Source organism: Pseudomonas sp. PICF141 (assembly GCF_002286815.1).
Classification (GTDB): domain Bacteria; phylum Pseudomonadota; class Gammaproteobacteria; order Pseudomonadales; family Pseudomonadaceae; genus Aquipseudomonas.
Genome location: NZ_MUNM01000025.1, coordinates 59009 through 78100, shown reverse-complemented (window position 1 = coordinate 78100; position 19092 = coordinate 59009). Strand labels below are relative to the sequence as shown.

14 protein-coding genes, 1 other RNA gene and 1 pseudogene are annotated in these 19092 nt (G+C 57.1%); 11 read left to right on the top strand and 5 right to left on the bottom strand.

The window, feature by feature from the left end; genetic code table 11:
* Positions 1–11 precede the first annotated feature (11 nt).
* The 7 genes from BZL43_RS04555 to BZL43_RS04525 all read left to right on the top strand — a co-directional run bounded on the left by BZL43_RS04555 (position 12) and on the right by BZL43_RS04525 (position 8108).
* On the top strand, positions 12–836 hold the full coding sequence (locus BZL43_RS04555; RefSeq protein WP_095631210.1) for a (Fe-S)-binding protein: 825 nt from the start codon (positions 12–14) through the stop codon (positions 834–836).
* Positions 833–2290, top strand: coding sequence for a LutB/LldF family L-lactate oxidation iron-sulfur protein (locus BZL43_RS04550; protein ID WP_095631209.1), 1458 nt, complete (start codon positions 833–835; stop codon positions 2288–2290). Before BZL43_RS04555 ends, BZL43_RS04550 begins: the two co-directional genes overlap by 4 nt.
* The gene (locus BZL43_RS04545) at positions 2287–2958 is read left to right on the top strand and encodes a lactate utilization protein (RefSeq protein ID WP_095631208.1); all 672 of its coding nucleotides are present in this window, start codon (positions 2287–2289) and stop codon (positions 2956–2958) included. Before BZL43_RS04550 ends, BZL43_RS04545 begins: the two co-directional genes overlap by 4 nt.
* Positions 2955–5765, top strand: coding sequence for an FAD-binding and (Fe-S)-binding domain-containing protein (locus BZL43_RS04540; RefSeq protein WP_095631207.1), 2811 nt, complete (start codon positions 2955–2957; stop codon positions 5763–5765). The genes BZL43_RS04545 and BZL43_RS04540 overlap by 4 nt, the downstream gene beginning before the upstream one ends.
* Positions 5766–5893: 128 nt before the next feature.
* A complete protein-coding gene (locus tag BZL43_RS04535; RefSeq protein WP_095631206.1) occupies positions 5894–6178 on the top strand; it encodes a hypothetical protein in 285 nt (94 codons plus the stop codon).
* A gap of 95 nt (positions 6179–6273) precedes the next feature.
* Positions 6274–6667, top strand: a transfer-messenger RNA (tmRNA) gene (gene ssrA, locus BZL43_RS04530).
* A gap of 184 nt (positions 6668–6851) precedes the next feature.
* A complete protein-coding gene (locus BZL43_RS04525; RefSeq protein WP_095631205.1) occupies positions 6852–8108 on the top strand; it encodes an integrase domain-containing protein in 1257 nt (418 codons plus the stop codon).
* A gap of 106 nt (positions 8109–8214) precedes the next feature.
* On the opposite strand, the gene BZL43_RS04520 is transcribed toward BZL43_RS04525, so the two are convergent.
* Entirely contained in the window at positions 8215–9996 is a 1782-nt protein-coding gene (locus BZL43_RS04520) for an ATP-dependent helicase (RefSeq protein ID WP_095631204.1), read from the bottom strand.
* Positions 9989–11767, bottom strand: a complete 1779-nt coding sequence (locus BZL43_RS04515) for an ATP-dependent endonuclease (RefSeq protein WP_095631203.1) — start codon at positions 11765–11767, stop codon at positions 9989–9991. Before BZL43_RS04515 ends, BZL43_RS04520 begins: the two co-directional genes overlap by 8 nt.
* A 279-nt stretch (positions 11768–12046) precedes the next feature.
* Between BZL43_RS04515 and BZL43_RS04510 the strand changes: the two genes are divergently transcribed.
* The 4 genes and pseudogenes from BZL43_RS04510 (at position 12047) to BZL43_RS04485 (ending at position 16035) form a co-directional block, all read left to right on the top strand.
* Entirely contained in the window at positions 12047–12376 is a 330-nt protein-coding gene (locus BZL43_RS04510; RefSeq protein WP_095631202.1) for a hypothetical protein, read from the top strand.
* 92 nt (positions 12377–12468) lie between these two features.
* Positions 12469–13438: pseudogene (locus tag BZL43_RS04505) on the top strand (DUF932 domain-containing protein).
* A gap of 18 nt (positions 13439–13456) precedes the next feature.
* A complete protein-coding gene (gene radC, locus BZL43_RS04500) occupies positions 13457–13954 on the top strand; it encodes a DNA repair protein RadC (RefSeq protein ID WP_095631201.1) in 498 nt (165 codons plus the stop codon).
* Positions 13955–14964: 1010 nt separating this feature from the next.
* Positions 14965–16035 (top strand): DNA cytosine methyltransferase, encoded by a 1071-nt coding sequence (locus BZL43_RS04485; protein ID WP_095631198.1) that lies wholly within the window; start codon positions 14965–14967, stop codon positions 16033–16035.
* Here the strand turns inward: BZL43_RS04485 and BZL43_RS04480 are convergent.
* The 3 genes from BZL43_RS04480 to drmB are packed head-to-tail and all read right to left on the bottom strand — an operon-like array spanning position 15986 to position 19090.
* Complete coding sequence (locus tag BZL43_RS04480; RefSeq protein ID WP_256582803.1) at positions 15986–16414, bottom strand: very short patch repair endonuclease; 429 nt, start codon at positions 16412–16414, stop codon at positions 15986–15988. The two genes, BZL43_RS04485 and BZL43_RS04480, sit on opposite strands and share 50 nt — an antisense overlap.
* Before the next feature lie 53 nt (positions 16415–16467).
* The gene (gene drmC / locus BZL43_RS04475; protein ID WP_095631196.1) at positions 16468–17232 is read right to left on the bottom strand and encodes a DISARM system phospholipase D-like protein DrmC; all 765 of its coding nucleotides are present in this window, start codon (positions 17230–17232) and stop codon (positions 16468–16470) included.
* Between the two features lies 1 nt (position 17233).
* A complete protein-coding gene (drmB, locus tag BZL43_RS04470; RefSeq protein ID WP_095631195.1) occupies positions 17234–19090 on the bottom strand; it encodes a DUF1998 domain-containing protein in 1857 nt (618 codons plus the stop codon).
* Between the last annotated feature and the right edge of the window lie 2 nt (positions 19091–19092).

The window sequence follows — 19092 nt, the reverse complement described above, 5'->3', positions numbered from 1 at the left end:
AGACACGCCTGATGAGCGAGCTTTTTTACAACGCAGTGCCGAACGCGACCCGCGTCGCCCCGCCACTGCCCGAGCCTCGGCAATACCCCAGCGAGAAACCGTCACGGGTCTACCTGTTCGGGACTTGCGTAGTGGATCTGTTCTACCCGGAAGCCGGGATGGACGCGATCCACCTGCTGGAACGCGAAGGCATTCGTGTCGAATACCCGCAAGGGCAAAGCTGCTGTGGGCAACCGGCCTACACTTCGGGTTACACAGAACAGGCCCGGACCGTGGCGCGCTCGCAACTGGCGCTGTTTGCCGGTGATTATCCGGTGGTGGTGCCCTCGGGGTCTTGCGCGGGGATGTTGCGCGAACACTACGCCGACTTGTTCAAGGACGAGCCGCAAACGCTGAAGCAGGTTCAGGCCCTCGCGGCACGGACTTATGAACTGGCAGAGTTTCTGCTGTTTGTCTGCAAGGTGCAGCTCAAGGACAGCGGTGAACCGGTCAAAGTGGCACTGCACACGTCGTGCTCGGCACGTCGAGAAATGAACACCCACCTGCATGGCCGTGAGTTGTTGGCGCAGCTGAGCAACGTGGAGCGAGTCGACCACAGCCACGAAAGTGAATGCTGTGGCTTTGGTGGGACTTTCAGCGTCCGTATGCCAGATATTTCCGGCGCGATGGTGGCTGACAAGACCCGGTCGTTGAAGGAATCCGGTGCGCACAAGGTACTCAGTGCCGACTGCGGCTGTCTGATGAACATCAACGGCTCGCTGGAGAAACAGAAGGAAGCATTGCGCGGCCAACACCTGGCCAGCTTCCTGTGGCAGCGGACCGGAGGTGTTCTATGAACGCTTCCGCGATTATTCCTACGGTTGCCGTGGAAGAAGATTTCCGCATCCGGGCTCACAAGGCGCTGGATGACACGCAACTGCGAAACAACTTTCGCAGCGCGATGGATTCACTGATGAGCAAACGGGCAGCGTCTTTCAGCGATGCCTTTGAGCGAGAACATTTGCGAGTGCTGGGCAATGCTGTTCGCGCCCGTGCTTTATCCAGGTTGCCCGATTTGCTCGAGCAGCTTGAACAGAACCTGACCCGCAACGGTGTGACAGTGCACTGGGCGGAAACGGTGGACGAGGCCAATGGCATCGTTTTATCGATCATCCGCGCTCACGAGGCGCGGCAAGTGATCAAGGGCAAATCGATGGTCAGCGAAGAGATGGAAATGAACCATGTCCTCGCGGCTCAAGGCATTGAATGCCTGGAGTCGGACATGGGTGAATTCATCGTCCAGCTCGACCACGAGAAGCCTTCACACATTATTATGCCGGCGATCCACAAGAATGCCGGTCAGGTCGCGTCCTTGTTCCACGACAAACTTGGCGTGGAGTACACCAAGGACGTAGACCAACTCATTCAGATCGGTCGCAAAGTCTTGCGACAGAAATTCTTCGAAGCCGACATCGGTGTCTCCGGCGTCAACTTCGCCGTGGCCGAAACCGGCACTTTGCTGTTGGTGGAAAACGAAGGCAACGGGCGCATGTCGACCACCGTGCCGCCCGTTCACATCGCCGTCACGGGCATCGAAAAAGTTGTCGAAAACCTGCGGGACGTTGTACCGCTATTGTCGCTGCTGACGCGTTCGGCCCTTGGCCAGCCGATCACCACCTACGTCAACATGATTTCCGGGCCACGCAAGGAACATGAACTCGACGGCCCGCAGGAAGTGCACCTGGTATTGCTCGACAACGGTCGCAGCCAGGCGTTTGCCGACAGCGAATTGCGCCAGACCCTGAACTGCATCCGCTGTGGCGCCTGTATGAATCATTGCCCGGTCTACACCCGAATCGGCGGCCATGCCTATGGGGAGGTTTACCCCGGGCCTATCGGAAAAATCATCACCCCGCACATGGTCGGCCTGGCGAAAGTCCCTGATCACCCGAGTGCCTCGTCATTATGCGGCGCTTGCGGTGAAGTCTGCCCGGTAAAAATTCCGATTCCCGCATTACTGCGTCGCCTACGGGAAGAGAACGTCAAACCCCCGAACACCCCGCGTCAAGTCATGCGCGGCCAAGGCAGCAAGTTCTCACGCAAAGAACGGTTTATCTGGAACGCCTGGGCGAAGCTCAACAGCTCGCCAACGCTCTATCGCCTGTTCGGCTTCCTCGCTACTCGCCTGCGCGCGCTGACCCCGAGCAACGTCGGCCCGTGGACTCAGAACCACAGCGCACCTAAACCTGCGGCCCGTTCACTGCATGACATGGCCCGGGAGCATCTGGCCAAACAGGAAGACCGTCGATGAGCGCCAAGCAAAATATCCTCGCCAAATTGCGCAACAGTCTGACAGGCACTACGCCGTTAGCTGACAACTTCGATGTCGAACTGGTGACAGCGCCCTACACCTACACGCCTGAGCAACGCATCCCGCAACTGCGCAAACTGATGGAAGCGGTGCACACCGAGATTCATCTGACGTCCGGGGATGGCTGGCCGGAATTGCTGGCGAAACTGCTGCAGGATCGCCAGTTGCCCAGCCTGTTGATTGCGCCGACGACACCTCATGGTCAACGCATCACTGCGCATTGGGCGAAAAATCCTCGCTTGCCAGCGCTCAAAGCCTACAACCGCCCGGTCGAGGAATGGAAAGCCGAGTTGTTCAACGACACCCCGGCCAGCCTGACCGGCACCCTCGGCGCAATCGCCGCGACAGGTAGCCTGATTCTCTGGCCGACGCGGGAAGAACCGCGCCTGATGAGCCTGGTGCCGCCCGTGCATTTCGCCCTGCTCAAGGCCAGTGAAATCCGCGACAACTTCTATCAGGTGCAGCAGGAGTTCGAATGGGCCCAAGGCATGCCGACCAACGCCTTGCTGGTGTCTGGCCCGTCGAAGACCGCCGACATCGAGCAAGTTCTGGCTTACGGCGCCCACGGCCCGAAAGATCTGGTCGTTCTGATTCTGGAGGACCAATGAGTCTACCGGCGGCTTTTCTGCAAGATGTGCGGCAACTGATTCCTGAAATGCGGCGTTTTGACGATCCGCTATCGACTTTGGCCTTCGGCACCGACGCCAGTTTCTACCGGCTGATTCCGGAACTGATCATCCGCGTCGAGTCCGAGGATGAAGTGGTGGCACTGCTCAAACTGGCGCAACGGGATAAAGTCCCGGTGACCTTCCGCGCCGCCGGCACCAGCCTGTCTGGCCAGGCCATCAGCGATTCAGTACTGATCGTGCTGGGCGATAACTGGAACGGCCGCGAAATCCGCGGCCAGGGTACGCAAATCCGTCTGCAACCGGGCGTGATTGGCGCTCAGGCCAATGCCTGGCTGGCGCCGTTCGGGCGCAAAATCGGTCCGGACCCGGCCTCGATCAACGCCTGCAAAATCGGCGGCATCGTCGCCAATAATGCCAGCGGCATGTGCTGCGGTACCGCTCAAAATACCTACCACACGCTGGCCGGGATTCGTCTGGTACTGGCGGATGGCAGTCGTCTCGATACCGAAGACGCCGCCAGTGTGGCGGCCTTCCGCAAGAGCCACGCCGAGCTGCTGGAACGTCTGGCGACGTTAGGGCGCGAGACCCGCGCCAATGCCGAACTGGCTGCAAAAATTCGCCACAAATACCGTCTGAAAAATACCACCGGGCTGTCACTCAATGCGCTGGTGGATTTCGACGAGCCTGTGGATATCTTGAGCCACTTGCTGGTGGGCTCCGAGGGCACGCTCGGGTTCATCAGCGCAGTGACCTACGACACGGTAATCGACCACCCGAACAAGGCGTCGGCGCTGATCGTGTTCCCTGACGTAGAAACCTGCTGCAACGCTGTCTCTGTACTGAAAAGCCAACCGGTGTCGGCGGTGGAACTGCTGGATCGCCGCAGCCTGCGTTCGGTGCAGGACAAGCCCGGCATGCCGGCTTTCGTACAACAACTGTCGACCCATGCCTGCGCCCTGCTGATCGAATCCCGCGCCGCATCTTCCACTTTGCTGCAGGAACAACTGACGCAAATCATGGCGTCGCTGACGGGCTTCCCGGTGGAGAAGCAAGTCGACTTCACCGAAGACCCGGTGGAAAACGCCCGGCTTTGGGCGATCCGCAAAGACACCTTCCCTGCCGTCGGCGCGGTGCGTAAAACCGGCACCACAGTGATCATCGAAGACGTGACGTTCCCGGTGGAACAGTTAGCCAGCGGCGTGAACCGCTTGATCGAGCTGTTCGACAAACACCATTACGACGAAGCGATCCTTTTCGGACACGCCCTGGAAGGCAATCTGCACTTCGTCTTCACCCAAGGCTTCAACAGTGCGGAAGAAGTCGCACGCTACCAGGCGTTCATGGACGACGTGGCGCAGTTGGTGGCCGTTGAATTCGGCGGTTCGCTGAAGGCCGAACATGGGACCGGTCGCAACATGGCGCCCTTCGTCGAACTGGAATGGGGCAGCGATGCTTATCAGTTGATGTGGCAGCTCAAGCGCCTGCTCGACCCTAACGGCATTCTCAACCCGGACGTGGTGCTCAGCGACGATCCGCAGATCCACCTCAAGCATCTGAAACCGCTGCCGGCCGCCGATGAGATTGTGGATAAGTGCATCGAGTGCGGTTTCTGCGAGCCGGTGTGCCCGTCGAAAGGCCTTACGCTGAGCCCACGCCAGCGCATCGTGATCTGGCGAGATATCCAGGCGAAGAAGCGCGCAGGCGTCGACACCACCGAGCTCGAAGCCGCTTACGAATACCAGGGCATCGACACCTGCGCCGCCACTGGCCTGTGTGCGCAACGTTGCCCTGTAGGAATCAACACCGGCGAGTTGGTGAAAAAATTCCGTAGCCGTCAGGCAGCGCATACGAAAACCGCTAACTGGATTGAAGGAAATTTCGCCACCGTGTTGCAAGGCGCGCGTTTCACCCTGCACGTGGCCAACGGTGCACGGATGCTGCTGGGAGCACCACGCCTGGCAAAACTGTCGGCATCGCTGACGCGGTTGTCCAAGGGGCAAATCCCGCAATGGACTAATGCCATGCCACAGCCGGAAAGGGTCATTCGCTTCAGCCCGACGGTGTCGGACGAACGGCCTCGGGTGGTGTACCTGGCAGCCTGCGTATCGCGGGTCATGGGCCCGGCGGCGAGTGATAAAGAGCAAATGTCGTTGTATGAAAAAACCCGCGGTTTGCTGGAAAAGGCCGGTTATCAGGTAGTCTTTCCAGACAATCAGGACAACCTCTGCTGCGGTCAGCCGTTTGCTTCCAAGGGCTACGCCGAACAGGCCGAACACAAACGCCAGGAACTGATCGGCGCACTGCTGCACGCCAGCCGCGGCGGGCTCGACCCGATCTACTGCGACACCAGCCCCTGCACCTTGCGGCTGGTTCAGGACCTGGGCGACGTGCGACTGGACCTCTACGACCCCGTGCGCTTCATCCGCACTCACTTGATGGATCGTCTCGATTTCACCCCCCAGGAAGCGCCGATTGCGGTGCATGTCACGTGCAGCACTCAGCATCTCGGTGAGAGCCAGGCGTTGATCGATCTGGCGCGCAAGTGCAGTAAAAATGTGGTCATCCCGGAAGGCATTCACTGCTGCGGTTTTGCCGGCGACAAGGGCTTCACCACCCCGGAACTGAATGCCCATTCGTTACGCACGCTCAAGAACGCGGTACAGCAATGCAGTGAGGGGATTTCTACCAGCCGCACCTGTGAGATCGGTCTGACAGAACATGGCGGAATTGACTACCACGGGCTGGTTTATCTGGTGGATCGAGTAACGCAGGCCAGGGCGAACTGAAGAAAAATAGAACCCTGACGCACCGTCGCAGTCCACTGATCAAGTCCCGCAGCGCGGGACCTTCCCCAAAATTGGCAGCCCGTCCTGATGGCCAGCGATGCCTGGCCCCTCAGTTCAAGGAGATACACATGAAACGTTCTGTACTGTTAGGTCTGTTCGTTACTGCCTCAATGCTGGCGTCTCCTTCGTTTGCCGGCAACACAGAAGACCTCTGCCAGGTCAACCTGCAAACCATCGCGAATGCCAAGGCACAGATCCTGACACCGGAAATGCAATCCCGGGTAGAGGCCAGCGTCCAGCAAGCCAAGGCCTATCAGGCGATGAATACCAAGGAAGGCACCGAGAAATGCATCGCCGAAACCACTCAAACCATTCAAGAAATCCAGAAAGCGAACAAGGACAGTAAGGGCTAAAAGTACTCAGGCCAACCTTCGGGTTGGCCTTCTGAGCCACATGGCGTACACTGTGCAGGCTTGTTGCTCACTCAGATGTATAGAGCAATGAGTTCGGGGCCGTTCAGGATTCGACGCCGGTTGCGAAACTTTAGGTGCATGCCGAGTTGGTAACAGAACTCGTAAATCCACTGTTGCAACTTTCTATAGTTGCCAATGACGAAACCTACGGGGAATACGCTCTCGCTGCGTAAGCAGCCTTAGCTCTTCCCTTCTGGTACCTTCGGGTCCAGCAATCATCAGGGGATGTCTGTAAACCCAAAGTGATTGTCATATAGAACAGAATCGCCGTGCAGTACGTTGTGGACGAAGCGGCTAAAACTTACACAACTCGCCCAAAGCACCCTGCCCGTCGGGTCGCTGAGGGTTAACTTAATAGACACGGCTACGCATGTAGTACCGACAGCGGAGTACTGGCGGACGGGGGTTCAAATCCCCCCGGCTCCACCACTTCATCATCTAAAGACGTCCATGGACGTCTTTTTTTGTGCCTGAAATCCAGTAAATACGGGGCCTACAGCGCTAACAAGATCCCTGAACGTCCACGAACGTCTATGGGATTGTGTATTCCAAGTGGTATTCCAAGCTCTCAGCTGGTAATTTTTGGAATACACAAACAGCACTGGAGTACACCATGGGTGCCCAAGCCACGCGCCTTTCAGACCTCAAAGTCAAAGCCGCCAAACCTAAGGAAAAGGACTACACGCTGACTGATGGCAACGGCCTTCAAATGCGGGTGAGAATCAATGGCTCAAGGCTGTGGAATTTCAACTATATCCATCCCGTAACCAAAAAACGGATCAACATGGGACTAGGCACCTTCCCGGAGGTGAGCCTGGCTCAAGCACGCAAGCGAACCGTGGAGGCCAGGGAGCTCGTTGCTCAGGGGCTGGACCCGAAAGAGAGGCGCGACGCGGATCGACAAGCGAAAAAAGCGGCCACAGAGCATACTTTCGAAAACGTGACGACGGCGTGGTTTGAGCTCAAAAAGGATTCAGTCACCCCAGCCTATGCCGAAGACATTTGGCGCTCTCTCACGCTGCACATCTTCCCGGACCTGGGCACCACACCGATCTCAGACATCAGTGCCCCTAAGGTCATTAATTTGCTCAGACCTCTTGAAACCAAGGGCAGCCTCGAAACCGTTAAACGCCTGACACAGCGACTCAACGAGATCATGACTTACGGGGTCAATTCGGGACTAATTCACGCGAACCCTCTTAGCGGGATCCGCTCAGTCTTCAAGAAACCGAAAAAGAAGAATATGGCGGCACTCCCTCCCGACGAGCTGAATGAGCTCATGGTGGCAATCGCCAACGCCAGCATAAAAAGGACGACACGCTGCCTGATCGAATGGCAGCTCCACACCATGACCCGGCCAGCCGAGGCAGCAACCACCCACTGGGCAGATATCGACTTCGACAAGCGGATCTGGACGATTCCAGCGGAACGCATGAAGAAACGCCGCACGCACATTATCCCGCTCACGGAGCAAGCCATGGCACTCTTGGAAGCAATCAAGCCCTACAGCGGGCACCGAGAGTACGTGTTCCCTGCAGACCGTAATCCTCGCACCCACTGCAACAGCCAGACAGCCAACATGGCGCTAAAGCGCATGGGCTTCGAAGGTCGCCTGGTAAGCCATGGCATGCGTTCAATGGCTAGTACCATCCTCAACGAGCACGGTTGGGATCCTGAACTGATCGAGGTGGCGCTTGCCCACGTGGACAAGGATGAGGTTCGCAGTACTTATAACCGGGCGGACTACATCGAACGCAGACGACCGATGATGTCCTGGTGGAGCGAACACATCCACGAAGCATCGACCGGCAACCTCTCAATGTCAGCTATCAAGGAAAATCAGAACAGAAAAGTCGTCTCAATACGCTGAGAGTTCGGAGATGCGAGAGGGAGTTCCATCCATAAAGTACGGAAACTCAAAAGTGATTCAGAGACGATAATGGCGTCAGCAGTAACGCAAACGAACCAAGCAGATCTCACCCCTGCTGACTGCGCTGATAGAGTTCAGCGACCCAGGGCGAGTGAAAATTCTTCTGATAGACAAGCACCAGTTCTTTTCGAGGGCGTGTCACACCTACATAGAACAGCCGGCGCGCCTCACGAAGCGCCCGGTCACTCTGCTTGTCACGCTTGCTGGGGAAATCGCCATTGTTGATGCCGAATAGAATGACGGCATCAAATTCGCGCCCCTTGGCGCTGTGTAACGTACTCAAGGTGATGCGGCCGGATCCTTCAATCCGGCCAGAGAAAGCAATGAGCGGCATGTCACGGCCCCGCTCCGGATTGGTCCGCTCCATCATTTCCGAGCAAACCTCCCATTCCTGATGGGCGTTTCGTGTTATGGCCTGCCATGGTGCGATCAGCTCTTGGTAAAAGCGGCGCAACCAAGCGTGTGTAGTCTCACCCGCATCAATACAGCTGCGCAGGAACGCTATCAATTGGCGTGAAAGCGCCTGTTCCTCGATCTCGCTCGCTCCCCCGCCATAGACGAGACCAAGAGCTTGGCCGAGCAATCGGTCATAGGGTGGCTCTGCTACACGCCATCCTCCCGTTATCCAACCGGCACAGGCTTCGATGAAGCGAGCAAGGCGGGAGCTGCGCTTAACCAGCGCATTACTGTCGGTGCGTATAAAGGCCGTATTAGAGCGTTCAAGTGTTTCGGCGACCTTGTCGCCGAGCCATGCGGCGCGATAGAGGATGGCAATCTGTTCGGATTGAAAGCCGCGGCCGAGCAGCATTGGCAGGATGGTCTCGGCGATATGTTGCGCCTGTATATTGTGGTCCCCGTTTACAGGCCAGAAGGTCAGCTCGCCATCGGGAGCGCCTTCAACACCGCGATAATCGCGCTCTTCGCCGAGTGCCCCCAAGGAGGCGCGGATGATCTTCGCACCTGAGCGATAGTTAAAGCGCAGACGGATCGTACTGACATCACCCCGTTCGGTTAGGCTTTGAAGCAGTTCTGGATTGGCACCCGTGAAACCGTAAATGGACTGATCGGCATCCCCTACCGCGAACAGACGAATGCCGCTTTCGAAGCAGAGCAGCAACACCAACTCGTGGAGCGCGTGGCCCAAATCCTGATATTCGTCAACGAACAGGACTGGGAAGCGAGCTCGTAGTGCGCCACGGATCCAGTGATGATCCTTGATCATGCGAAAAGCGATAAGCGGCATGTCGTCGAAGTCGATCAAGCCATTGCGTCGTAACTCGGCCTCATAGGCCTCAATGAAATCGGCAAGTTCGTAGTTTTGCCCTCTCCAGGAGGGCAGGCTGCGATCGACATCGCGGCGGCGTTTTTCCTCGGCGAAGCGCCAGCGGTCTTGTGGGTTGCCTGCATCGCCGAACACTGCCTCATAGGCTGCCTCGACCGCGGAGCTGATCTCACTCCGTGTAGCCACGCGAAAGTCGTTAGGGAGAAGTCCCGCAATGCAGCGTGCATAGGGCGCAATGACTTGAGTGAGCGCAAAACTGTGGACGGTACCAATGAAACTGCGATCGCTGGTCATGATGCCGAACTTGGCGAGACGCGTTTCAAGTTCGATCGCGCACTCGTTGTTATAGGTGATGCAGGCGACCCCGCGCGGCTCGACCACGTCCTCCATTAGCGTGCGCGCCATGGCGGTGGTCAAAGTCTTGGTTTTACCGCTGCCGGGACCAGCCAGGACGATGCAGTGCCTGCGCTCGCGTGCTGCATCGTATTGCTCCGGGTTGCGTTCGAGCTCCGCAAGCGCTCGTGTGAGCGCGAGACGATTAGACACGGGATGCCACGAACTGGATGGCGGAAGCGATATAGGCAGGCGGTGTTAGCCCGGGCAGCTTCTTCGCGAGCTTTCCGCTCATGCGGCCTTTTCCGATGTCGGAAACCATGGCAAGTAACTGGTCGGGATTGACATCCTTGCCTGAGCGCCAAGCGGCGATGCGCGCCGTGCGTATGGAACCAAATCCTTGCTCGACGAGAATGTCGAGCAGTGCCCCAAGCAGATTGGGCGTGTTCGCCACAGCTACCTCGAAGGTCTGGTCATTCAGGAAGATGCCTTGTGGTTCCCAACCCTTGCTGAAGGTTGGGAAATCTGCCGCTTCCCAATAGGCGCGGTCCGCGGGCGTCAACGGAGGCTTACCAGTAACCTCGCTCCAGCCGTCATATATCCCCAGCGTCCGCGCCTTGCCGAGCGGCGGTTTGGTGCCGTCGAGTGGGTCCCAATCGGTAACGACCGCAAACGGCAGACCGAGGCCGGCAGCGAGTTTCACATAGGGCGTGAAATTGGTGCCAGCGACATTGCAGATGGTGATGCCGAGTCGGTCCAGGTTATTGCCCAGTGCATCTGCGAACCCAGGGAGCAGCGCTTCCTCAGCGTCGCCCTCGACAAAGATGACACCTCGCGCAAAAAGCAACTCGGATCGCGTAGCGGTCAGATATCGTTCGATATCGTCGAGTTCATCGGGCGTCACTGGCAGCGTGGCAAGCGAATAGGCGCTGGACGTGCCCCTCACTGACCGCAAGGTTACGATTGATCGCAGCGGTGCAACCGCAGCGAGTGTCGGGGAATGGCTGGTGACGATTAGTGCTTGAGCTGGATCGGCATCTTGAAAGATCTTGTCGAAGACGGCTCGTTGGAGCTGGGGGTGAAGATGAGCCTCTGGCTCCTCAATGCAAAGCAGTGAATAGTTACGCTCGTTTTTCGCGCGCCGCCAAGCAAACTCGGCCAGCTTTAATGCAATCAGCGCGACGTTCGCGGAGCCCAGGCTAGCTTCGGCGATACCACGCTTTCCTTCGTCTATGAACATCGCAATTGAGCGAAACAGTCGCAGCGGATCGGTCGGCGCGAAGCGTAACCGTGCGCCGATGTCATGCGCACTGCCGGCCAGATTGAGAATGCCCGAGCGCAGTGAGTCCTCGAGTTCTTTCACCGACGAGAAGTTTTCCATCTTCTTGGTTGCCGCTTCCAAATCGGCGGCGACGCCTTCCAAGTCGCCTCGGCTGACTGAAGCAACCGCATCTTCAAGCAACGGCCGAAGTGGAGAATAGCGCCATGACGCGAGCTGTCCTTCGGCATCGCGCAAGGCATCAAGCATGTCGAGAGCGATCCTGCGACGTACCCGACTTGGTATGGCGCGAAATTCATCACCACCTCCATAGACGATGAACTCGCAATCCTCGCCCGACTGCGGCGCACCGCTGACCTCGGGCTTCTTACGAAAGACATAGCTCAGTCGCGCGACTTTGGGATCGCAGGCGGTGCGAAAGTCGGTTAGCAAAGCAATCAGTGCATCGTCGCCATCGAAATCGGCAAAATCGAGATGCACTTCAATCTGCGGGTTCGCCGTCATGTCGCAGCCATCCCAGAAATCTGAAAGCTTCAACTGCCGTACTGAATCAGGAAGAGTCGGATCGAACACTAACCGAATGGCGAAAAGCAGATTGCTCTTGCCAACGCGGTTCTCACCAAGCAGCACCACGTTGCCGGCAAGCGGAATATCGATCGCCGCAAAATTGCGGAAGTTGCGAATGCTCAAATTTGCTAGGCGCATGTAATTCCCTCTCTCATGCGGTTCTCGTCTTTACGCTTGTACGGGCGTCGCGACCGAAAGCGAAAGTCAGTCTACAAGCCCTCCAATGTAATGAATGACAGGCATCAACGCGAGCAGCACGAAGCTACTCCATCAGGGGTACGGCCAGAGCGAGAGGCTGTTTCGGGTCGCATTCTGCTGTAGAAACTGAATCACTCGCCCGACATTGGGTTGATTCGATTCGAAAAAATCTCAGCCCTACATAACAGCAATGACATCACCACCAAGGAGATTCGCCCCATGTCATTGCAATGCCCTCGCTGTCACTCCTCCAAAGTCGCTTCTTTCCATCACGCAATGAAGATCGGCGCGGCCATCGGCACCGTGGGCGGTGCTGCGCGCGGCGTCAGCGCTGCGCTGGCTGGCGGCCAGGCTGGTGCGCTGATTGGCGCATTCGCCGGACCTGTCGGCATCACCCTCGGATCCGTGTCGGGCGCCATCTTCGGCGGCCTGGCCGGTGGAGTGGGCGGCTGCGCACTCGGCGCTCAGCTCGGTGAGTCGCTCGACCGCCACGTCCTGGCCCACAACCTCTGCCTGCTCTGCGGTCACCACTTCAACCTGCCGGCCTGATTCCGGCATCACTCCCCTTCATTTCAATCGTCCAGTCAGTGCTGCGCCTCGCGCAGCGCTTATGCCGGTATGCACCCCAAGGAATCTCAACCATGGCTCATCTCGTCGAAACAATGGCCTACGCTGGCGCTACTCCGTGGCATGGCCTGGGCAATCACCTCACACAGAAACAACCCATCGAAGTCTGGCAACGCGAAGCCGGCATGGACTGGCAGATTCAAGAAAGCCTCGTTCACTTCAAGTCGGATGCCGTCGGCCACCTGGGCGCTATCCATTCCTTTCCGGAACAGAAGGTGCTCTTCCGTTCGGATACCAAGGCTCCGCTGTCGGTGGTTTCCCAGCGATACCACACCGTGCAGCCTCGCGAGGTGCTGGAGTTCTACCGGGATCTCACCGAGGTCTCCGGCTATGAGCTGGAAACGGCCGGCGTGCTCAAGGGCGGGGCGCAAGTTCTGGGCGCTGGCGCGGACCGGTCAAGATGCTGCGCTGAAGGATAATGACCAGATCAACGGCTACCTGGTGCTGGCCACCTCCTGCGACGGCACCCTGGCCACCACGGCAACGCCGACCATCGTGCGCGTGGTCTGCAACAACACCCTAACCATCGCCTTGGATGGCATCAGTCGGGCAATCAAGGTGCCACACAACACCCGCTTCGACCCGCAAACTGTCAAGAAGCAACTGGGCATTGCCGTCTCGCAATGGGACGAATTCATGTATCGAATGCGCATCCTCGCCGAACGCAAGGTTCAGTCGAAAGAGGCCCTTGGCTTTTTTATGAACGTGCTGTGCGACACCAACGCCCATGCCCCCATTCCCGAGGTGCTGCCCAACAAGCGGGCGATGGAGAAGGTACAAAGCCTGTACGAAGGAAAAGGCCGAGGCGCTGATCTGGCCTCCGCTCGCGGCACAGCCTGGGGCTTGCTGAACGCTATGACGGAATACGTAGATCACGAACGACGTGCCAGAAGCTCGGAGTACCGAATGGATTCCGCCTGGTTTGGCCAAGGTGCAGTGATCAAACAGAAAGCGCTGGATGCAGCCCTGCAACTCGTGGCGTGAGCCAAAGGACAACCACTCATGAAACTGCACAAGCTCAAAGCCAGCGATACCGCTGGCCACTACCTCATCGACTCCCCCGTCACCGAAATCGACATTCTGCGCATGGCGCATCAGTTGGCCCGTCAGCGTCTCGCCAAAGGTCGGTTGCTGACCTCTCCCGATCAGGTATTCAGCCACCTGCAAATGCTACTGCAAAACTATGAGCACGAAGTTTTTGCAGTGCTGCTACTCGATAGCAAACACCGCGTGCTCGGCTTTCATCAGTTGTTTCGCGGCACTCTGGAAGAAGCCAGCGTCCATCCACGGGAGGTGGTGAAGCTGGTACTCGCGCACAACGCGGCGGCGGTAATCCTGGTGCATAACCATCCTTCTGGCGACCCGGAACCCAGCCAGGCAGACCGCAAGCCGACGTATGCGCTGAAAGATGCACTCAACCTGGTAGGCACCCGGACACTGGACCATATCGTTGTCGGTTTGGAAGGCTGCGTGTCATTGGCTGAACGCGGCTATCTATAAGTATCCAATCCAGCAAGACACACCATCACTCGCCCTTTAAGCATCCCATTACAGGAAAGACGTCCATGACAGTGCCTCGATTTTTTCTCACTTTGTTCATTTTCATTTGCGTACTCGCCGGCAGCAGTGTCTTCGCGCTGGCGATCTGCTTGATGCTGCGCTTTCCGCCTCTGTTGATTGCCGTCATGCTGGGATGCGGTCTTTTCGCTTGCCACCTGAGAAAAGCAGACACCCGCATTTCAAGCAGCGCCAAACAACGGTAAGTCCGTCACTCCCCCACATGCACCCAGAAGATCCATCACCTACAAAAAAAGACTGAAGAACCAGCCCATTTACAGGGTTGGCTCTTCAGTCTTTTTTTGTGACTTATGCAAGTAAGAATTTACCAAATCATCACAACAGGTCGCGAAGAAAGGCCGCGTAGGTAGCAGCGCTTTCGGTCGGTCAGTTGACCACGACTGTCCCTTTCAAACTGAGACATTTCAATGCGGATGGTATTTGGGAGAGTTTGAGTCGCTGGCTTCGGCGGCGAGATTTATATACCTCAACCGAAAAGGTCTCACTGAGCACGAGGAGTTTGATCAGGTGAATCCAATAAAGTCACTTGTGCTCGTTCAGCGAGCGATCAATCTGCTGGATTACAGTTCATGGAAGCAAGTTCTGACAGCTTCTGATTTTGCCTCGGATACGGTGAGCAAGCAGCAGATGCTTGAAGTGCCTGTATCTCAGCTAAAGCTTGTCCAGCGAGCGTACCTAGACTATCGGCATGAGCCGGGACACCATAGGTTGAACGGACCGGATTTTTGCCGCCACCGTTTCACAGTGGTCGGATTCGGGATGTTCAGCCCGATACCCTCCACTTACCAAATTTCTGAGCATGGAACAGGTTCGGGCGATCAGAACAAAGGCATAAGTCCGCGAAACACAGCTCACGATATGATAGCGGTGCCAAATATCGTGCTCGATCTTTACAAAGGTTCCAGCTAGAATACCTCCTGCTAAGAGGACCTATCCCAATGATTGATGCTGTTGACCTTTTCTGTGGCGCTGGTGGCCTCACCGCTGGCATGCGCAACACCGGCATTACAGTGCATGCCGGGTACGACATCGAAGGCCAATGTGCATACGCCTATCAGGAGAACAACCAGGCTGCTTTTGTCAAAAAAGACGTACAGGAAGTGACAGCCGAAGAGTTGCTGGCCTGGTATCGTCCTGACCGATACAGACTACTTGCCGGTTGTGCGCCTTGCCAACCGTTCTCGACCTACAACCAAGGCAAAGACACCCGCAACGATCGTAAGTGGCCGCTGCTCTATCACTTCAGCCGCCTCATCGAAGAAACTGAGCCTCACCTGGTAACCATGGAAAATGTTCCTGACGTCACCAAGCACGAGGTCTACCACGACTTCGTACAAAGCCTAAGGGACCAAGGTTACGAGATCTGGGACGGGCGAGTGGCTTGCGTCGAATACGGTTTGCCACAGCAGCGACGTCGCCATGTTCTGCTCGCCTCCAAACTGGGAATGCCCATAAGCATCATCCCTCCCACGCATCTGGACGCCCCAGTCAATGTCGAGGACGTCATCGGCGCACTGCCTCGCCTAGCGGCCGGAGAATGTGACCCGAACGATCCACTTCACCGGGCAGCAACACTCACTCCGATCAACATGCGACGCATCATTCACTCCAGGCCGGGCGGAACCTGGAAAGATTGGCCGCCGGAGCTAGTCGCCGAATGCCATCGCAAAGCGAGCGGCAAAACGTATCCGAGCGTATACGGGCGTATGCGCGCAGATTGCCCCAGCCCGACGATGACCACCCTCTGCTACGGTTTTGGGAACGGACGTTTCGGTCACCCTGATCAGGCCCGCGCTCTATCACTGCGTGAAGCAGCGATCCTACAGTCCTTTCCTAGAAACTACGTGTTCATGGAGCCAGAGCGGATCACCTTCAAAGCCGTCGGCCGCATGATCGGCAACGCAGTTCCGGTGCGATTGGGAGAAGTGATTGGAGAAAGCCTGATGCAACACATCAGGGCCTATGAAGCGGTTCGCCAAGCGGAAGATCGAATTCAAGCCTGAGGTGGGCCTCCAGCGCCTCAAGGCTCTTCGTTTCACACTCCCACATCACCAGTACACGCCAGCCCAGTTCTCGCAACTGAGCTTCCTTCCGCGCATCACGCTCTACATTCGCGTCGAACTTGGGTAGCCAATACTCCTGTCTACTCTTAGGGGTAGTCGCGTAGCGGCAGTCAGGATGTCGGTGCCAGAAACACCCGTGCACGAAGACCACCGTCCGGAATTTCGGCAGGACTATGTCCGGCGAACCGGGGAGATCTCGGCGATGCAGACGAAACCTGAGCCCTAAAGCATGTAGTGCTTGGCGAACGACAATCTCCGGTCTTGTATGGGCACGCTTGACGGCCCGCATGATGTCGCTTCGCGACGTACCTGAACTCACATGTACCCTGCCTCGTATCGACTAGATGTAGCCTCGCAAGTTGAATAAGTCCATCACCCACCAATAGGAACAATCACCCCCGTTATCGCCAAGGCTTCCAAATGTCGATGGAGCTGCTCAGGCAATAGATCGCCAGAGACCAAGACCCCAGCCTCCATGTTCTGATCCATTGCGTATCCGGTCAAATTGGCACTGGTGATGAAGCAATATGCCCCATCTGCCACTGCGACTTTCGCGTGCACACTGCCATTAACGAACGCTGCACCTTTGTCTTTCCAGACATAGAACACTGCATCCGGAACTATCTTCTGCAGATTACCGATAGGGTCGATGCTAACCTTGCCACCTTGCGCACTCGAGAGCTCCATCAAGAACTCGATCTTTACACCTCGCTCTGCCGCTGATTTCAGAGCCTTGGCGATCGACTCAATGTCGTAAGCAACATAACTCGTGACGAACAATCGTTGCTGAGCAGCATCAATCACCTGGATCAATGCCTGCTCGGTTCGCCGAGCAGGAACGAGCCCGGTGGTCGGCCCAGTCCATACGAGCTCAATCCTCTGCCGATTCTCCGCATGGCGAAATGCATGAGCAGCGGCCAAAAGCATTGCAGCCAGGGTCTCTCCACTGGAGGGTGACGCCTTCCAAGCATTGATCATCACCTTGAGCGCATTGCTCGCCTTTGCAGACAACACTCCAGCTCCAAGATCCCCAGCTTTGGCTGCGTCAATTCCCCTGACCTTGGTCGTCAAAGCGGCGATACGGTCAAAGGAGACGATGGAAACCAACTCGGATATCGCGATAAGTAGATCGCGCACCTCAAGCACCCTCAAAGAATGCCGCTGTGGCATTCTCGAAAGTAGGTACGACCATCGCCCGGTCCAGATAACGGTTGCCACGCTCGCACGAGGTCTCCGCGACGAAGGAACATGCATGGCAAGCTGCTGCATGCAGACTCCGGTCTTTCTGCGGATCATGCTCAGCACACAGCGGATCGGAGGAGCAAATGCGCGCACGCCGCAAAGCTTGGATTAGTAGACGCTCCAAGTTTTCTGGCTTACCTAGCTCGACCAAGCCGCCCAAAGTCCCATCGGAGTCCGCGGCTGCCGTGTAGATGATGAAACCGCACTGATTACCCTCTTCACTCACTTCAGCATAGATCCGCTCTCTAATGCTGGCTGCGTTGTATCCGCACTCCAACGCCAGCTCTCGGATCAGCAGATGCGCCAAGGTATGCAGCATCACGTAGCGGGCACCTGGGTAACCGTCTTCTGGCGGACGTAGGTGTCGGGAGTTCCGCCAACCTTTATGTCCGCCTCGCAGACTCACATCAGCAGCCTGAACCTCGGCACCCTGCTCCCACTCGGCGATCGACTGCTCGTCGAACTGAATGAAGATACCTTCGCCGTGTACCTGATTCGCGGGCACCCAATCGGGTTTCATGCGTGACAGCGGTGCCTGGATCGGTCCAGATCCGCTACCGCCAGAGTCGCCAGGTGCCTCGACTCGCGTAAAGCCGAGCAAAGCGTTGACCTCGCGCAGGCGCTTCAGCAGCAACACCCTGGAGATCTTGCCTTGGAAACCATTAGGAACGCCTACCGCTTCGGACATGAAGTGCGGATAATCATTCACCGGTGACGGATCAATCAGCACTCGCCATTCAGGCCCTTTGATATCAGCCTCGGTGACGCCTTCGTCGTCACCGGACCGGTACGCCTCAATGGCAGCCCAGATAGCCTCTGCGGAATACTGATCGATTCCGGGCAACGAACCAGTCTTCTTCAACAGCTTGATGGTCAGGGGCACCTCTTCCGGCTCATCCAGGTCGCCGAAGAAACTCCAACCATCTTCTACCAACTGCGCCAACCCATCCTTCGCCTGAGGTATCGCCAACGCAGACAAGGAAATCGGAAACCAGCTGTTGGTAGCCCCCAACAGCACAGCTCGAGGTTCCGCATCGCAATCCAGTTCGAACTGATCAAGATGAGGATGTCGACCCCGGCAACCTGGCAAATTCTCCTTACCGATCCGCCCGAACGCTTGGGCCATGTTACGCGCGGCACCGCAGGTATCGCATTTCACCCAAAGATTCTCTGTCTGAAGAGACGCGCCGCTTTCGTAGAAGCGCAATGTCCCTATGCAATCGCTGGGGCCACTGTGGACGAACCACTGCCAAGGGAAGTCATCCAGGTGCCCATTCTTGCAAGCCAAAAGGAAACGTGCCGGAACGGCATCGGCATCCTTCGCAGGTTGATCCCCCTTAGATCCTCGACAACCCTGGTGAACGAAACGTGTCGCCTCTGGGCGGTACCGACTTTCCTTGAGCTCGAACAGACCACTGTCATAGGGAGACAGCAGCCCACACTTCACACAACGCAGCCAGCGGGGAAAAGGACGAACCGGCACCCCAACATTGGCTTCTGCCGAAAAAGGCTCGACTGAATCGCCCTTATTGAAGGGCGGCATACGTAGCGATTCGACCTGAGGGCCAAGCACCTTCTGCACAGCTGCGAGCAGACGATTTTCGATCAACGGCTGACAGCGGTCCTTGTCCCAAACGTCGATTCCAGAGGTTATGACCGACACGTTAGGCAAATCGATCAGGGCACCTGGGCCATAGGTCCAAAGCAGCTGACTCGGCCGCACCGAGCCAACTGGGGTCTTTTCGTTTGCCATAC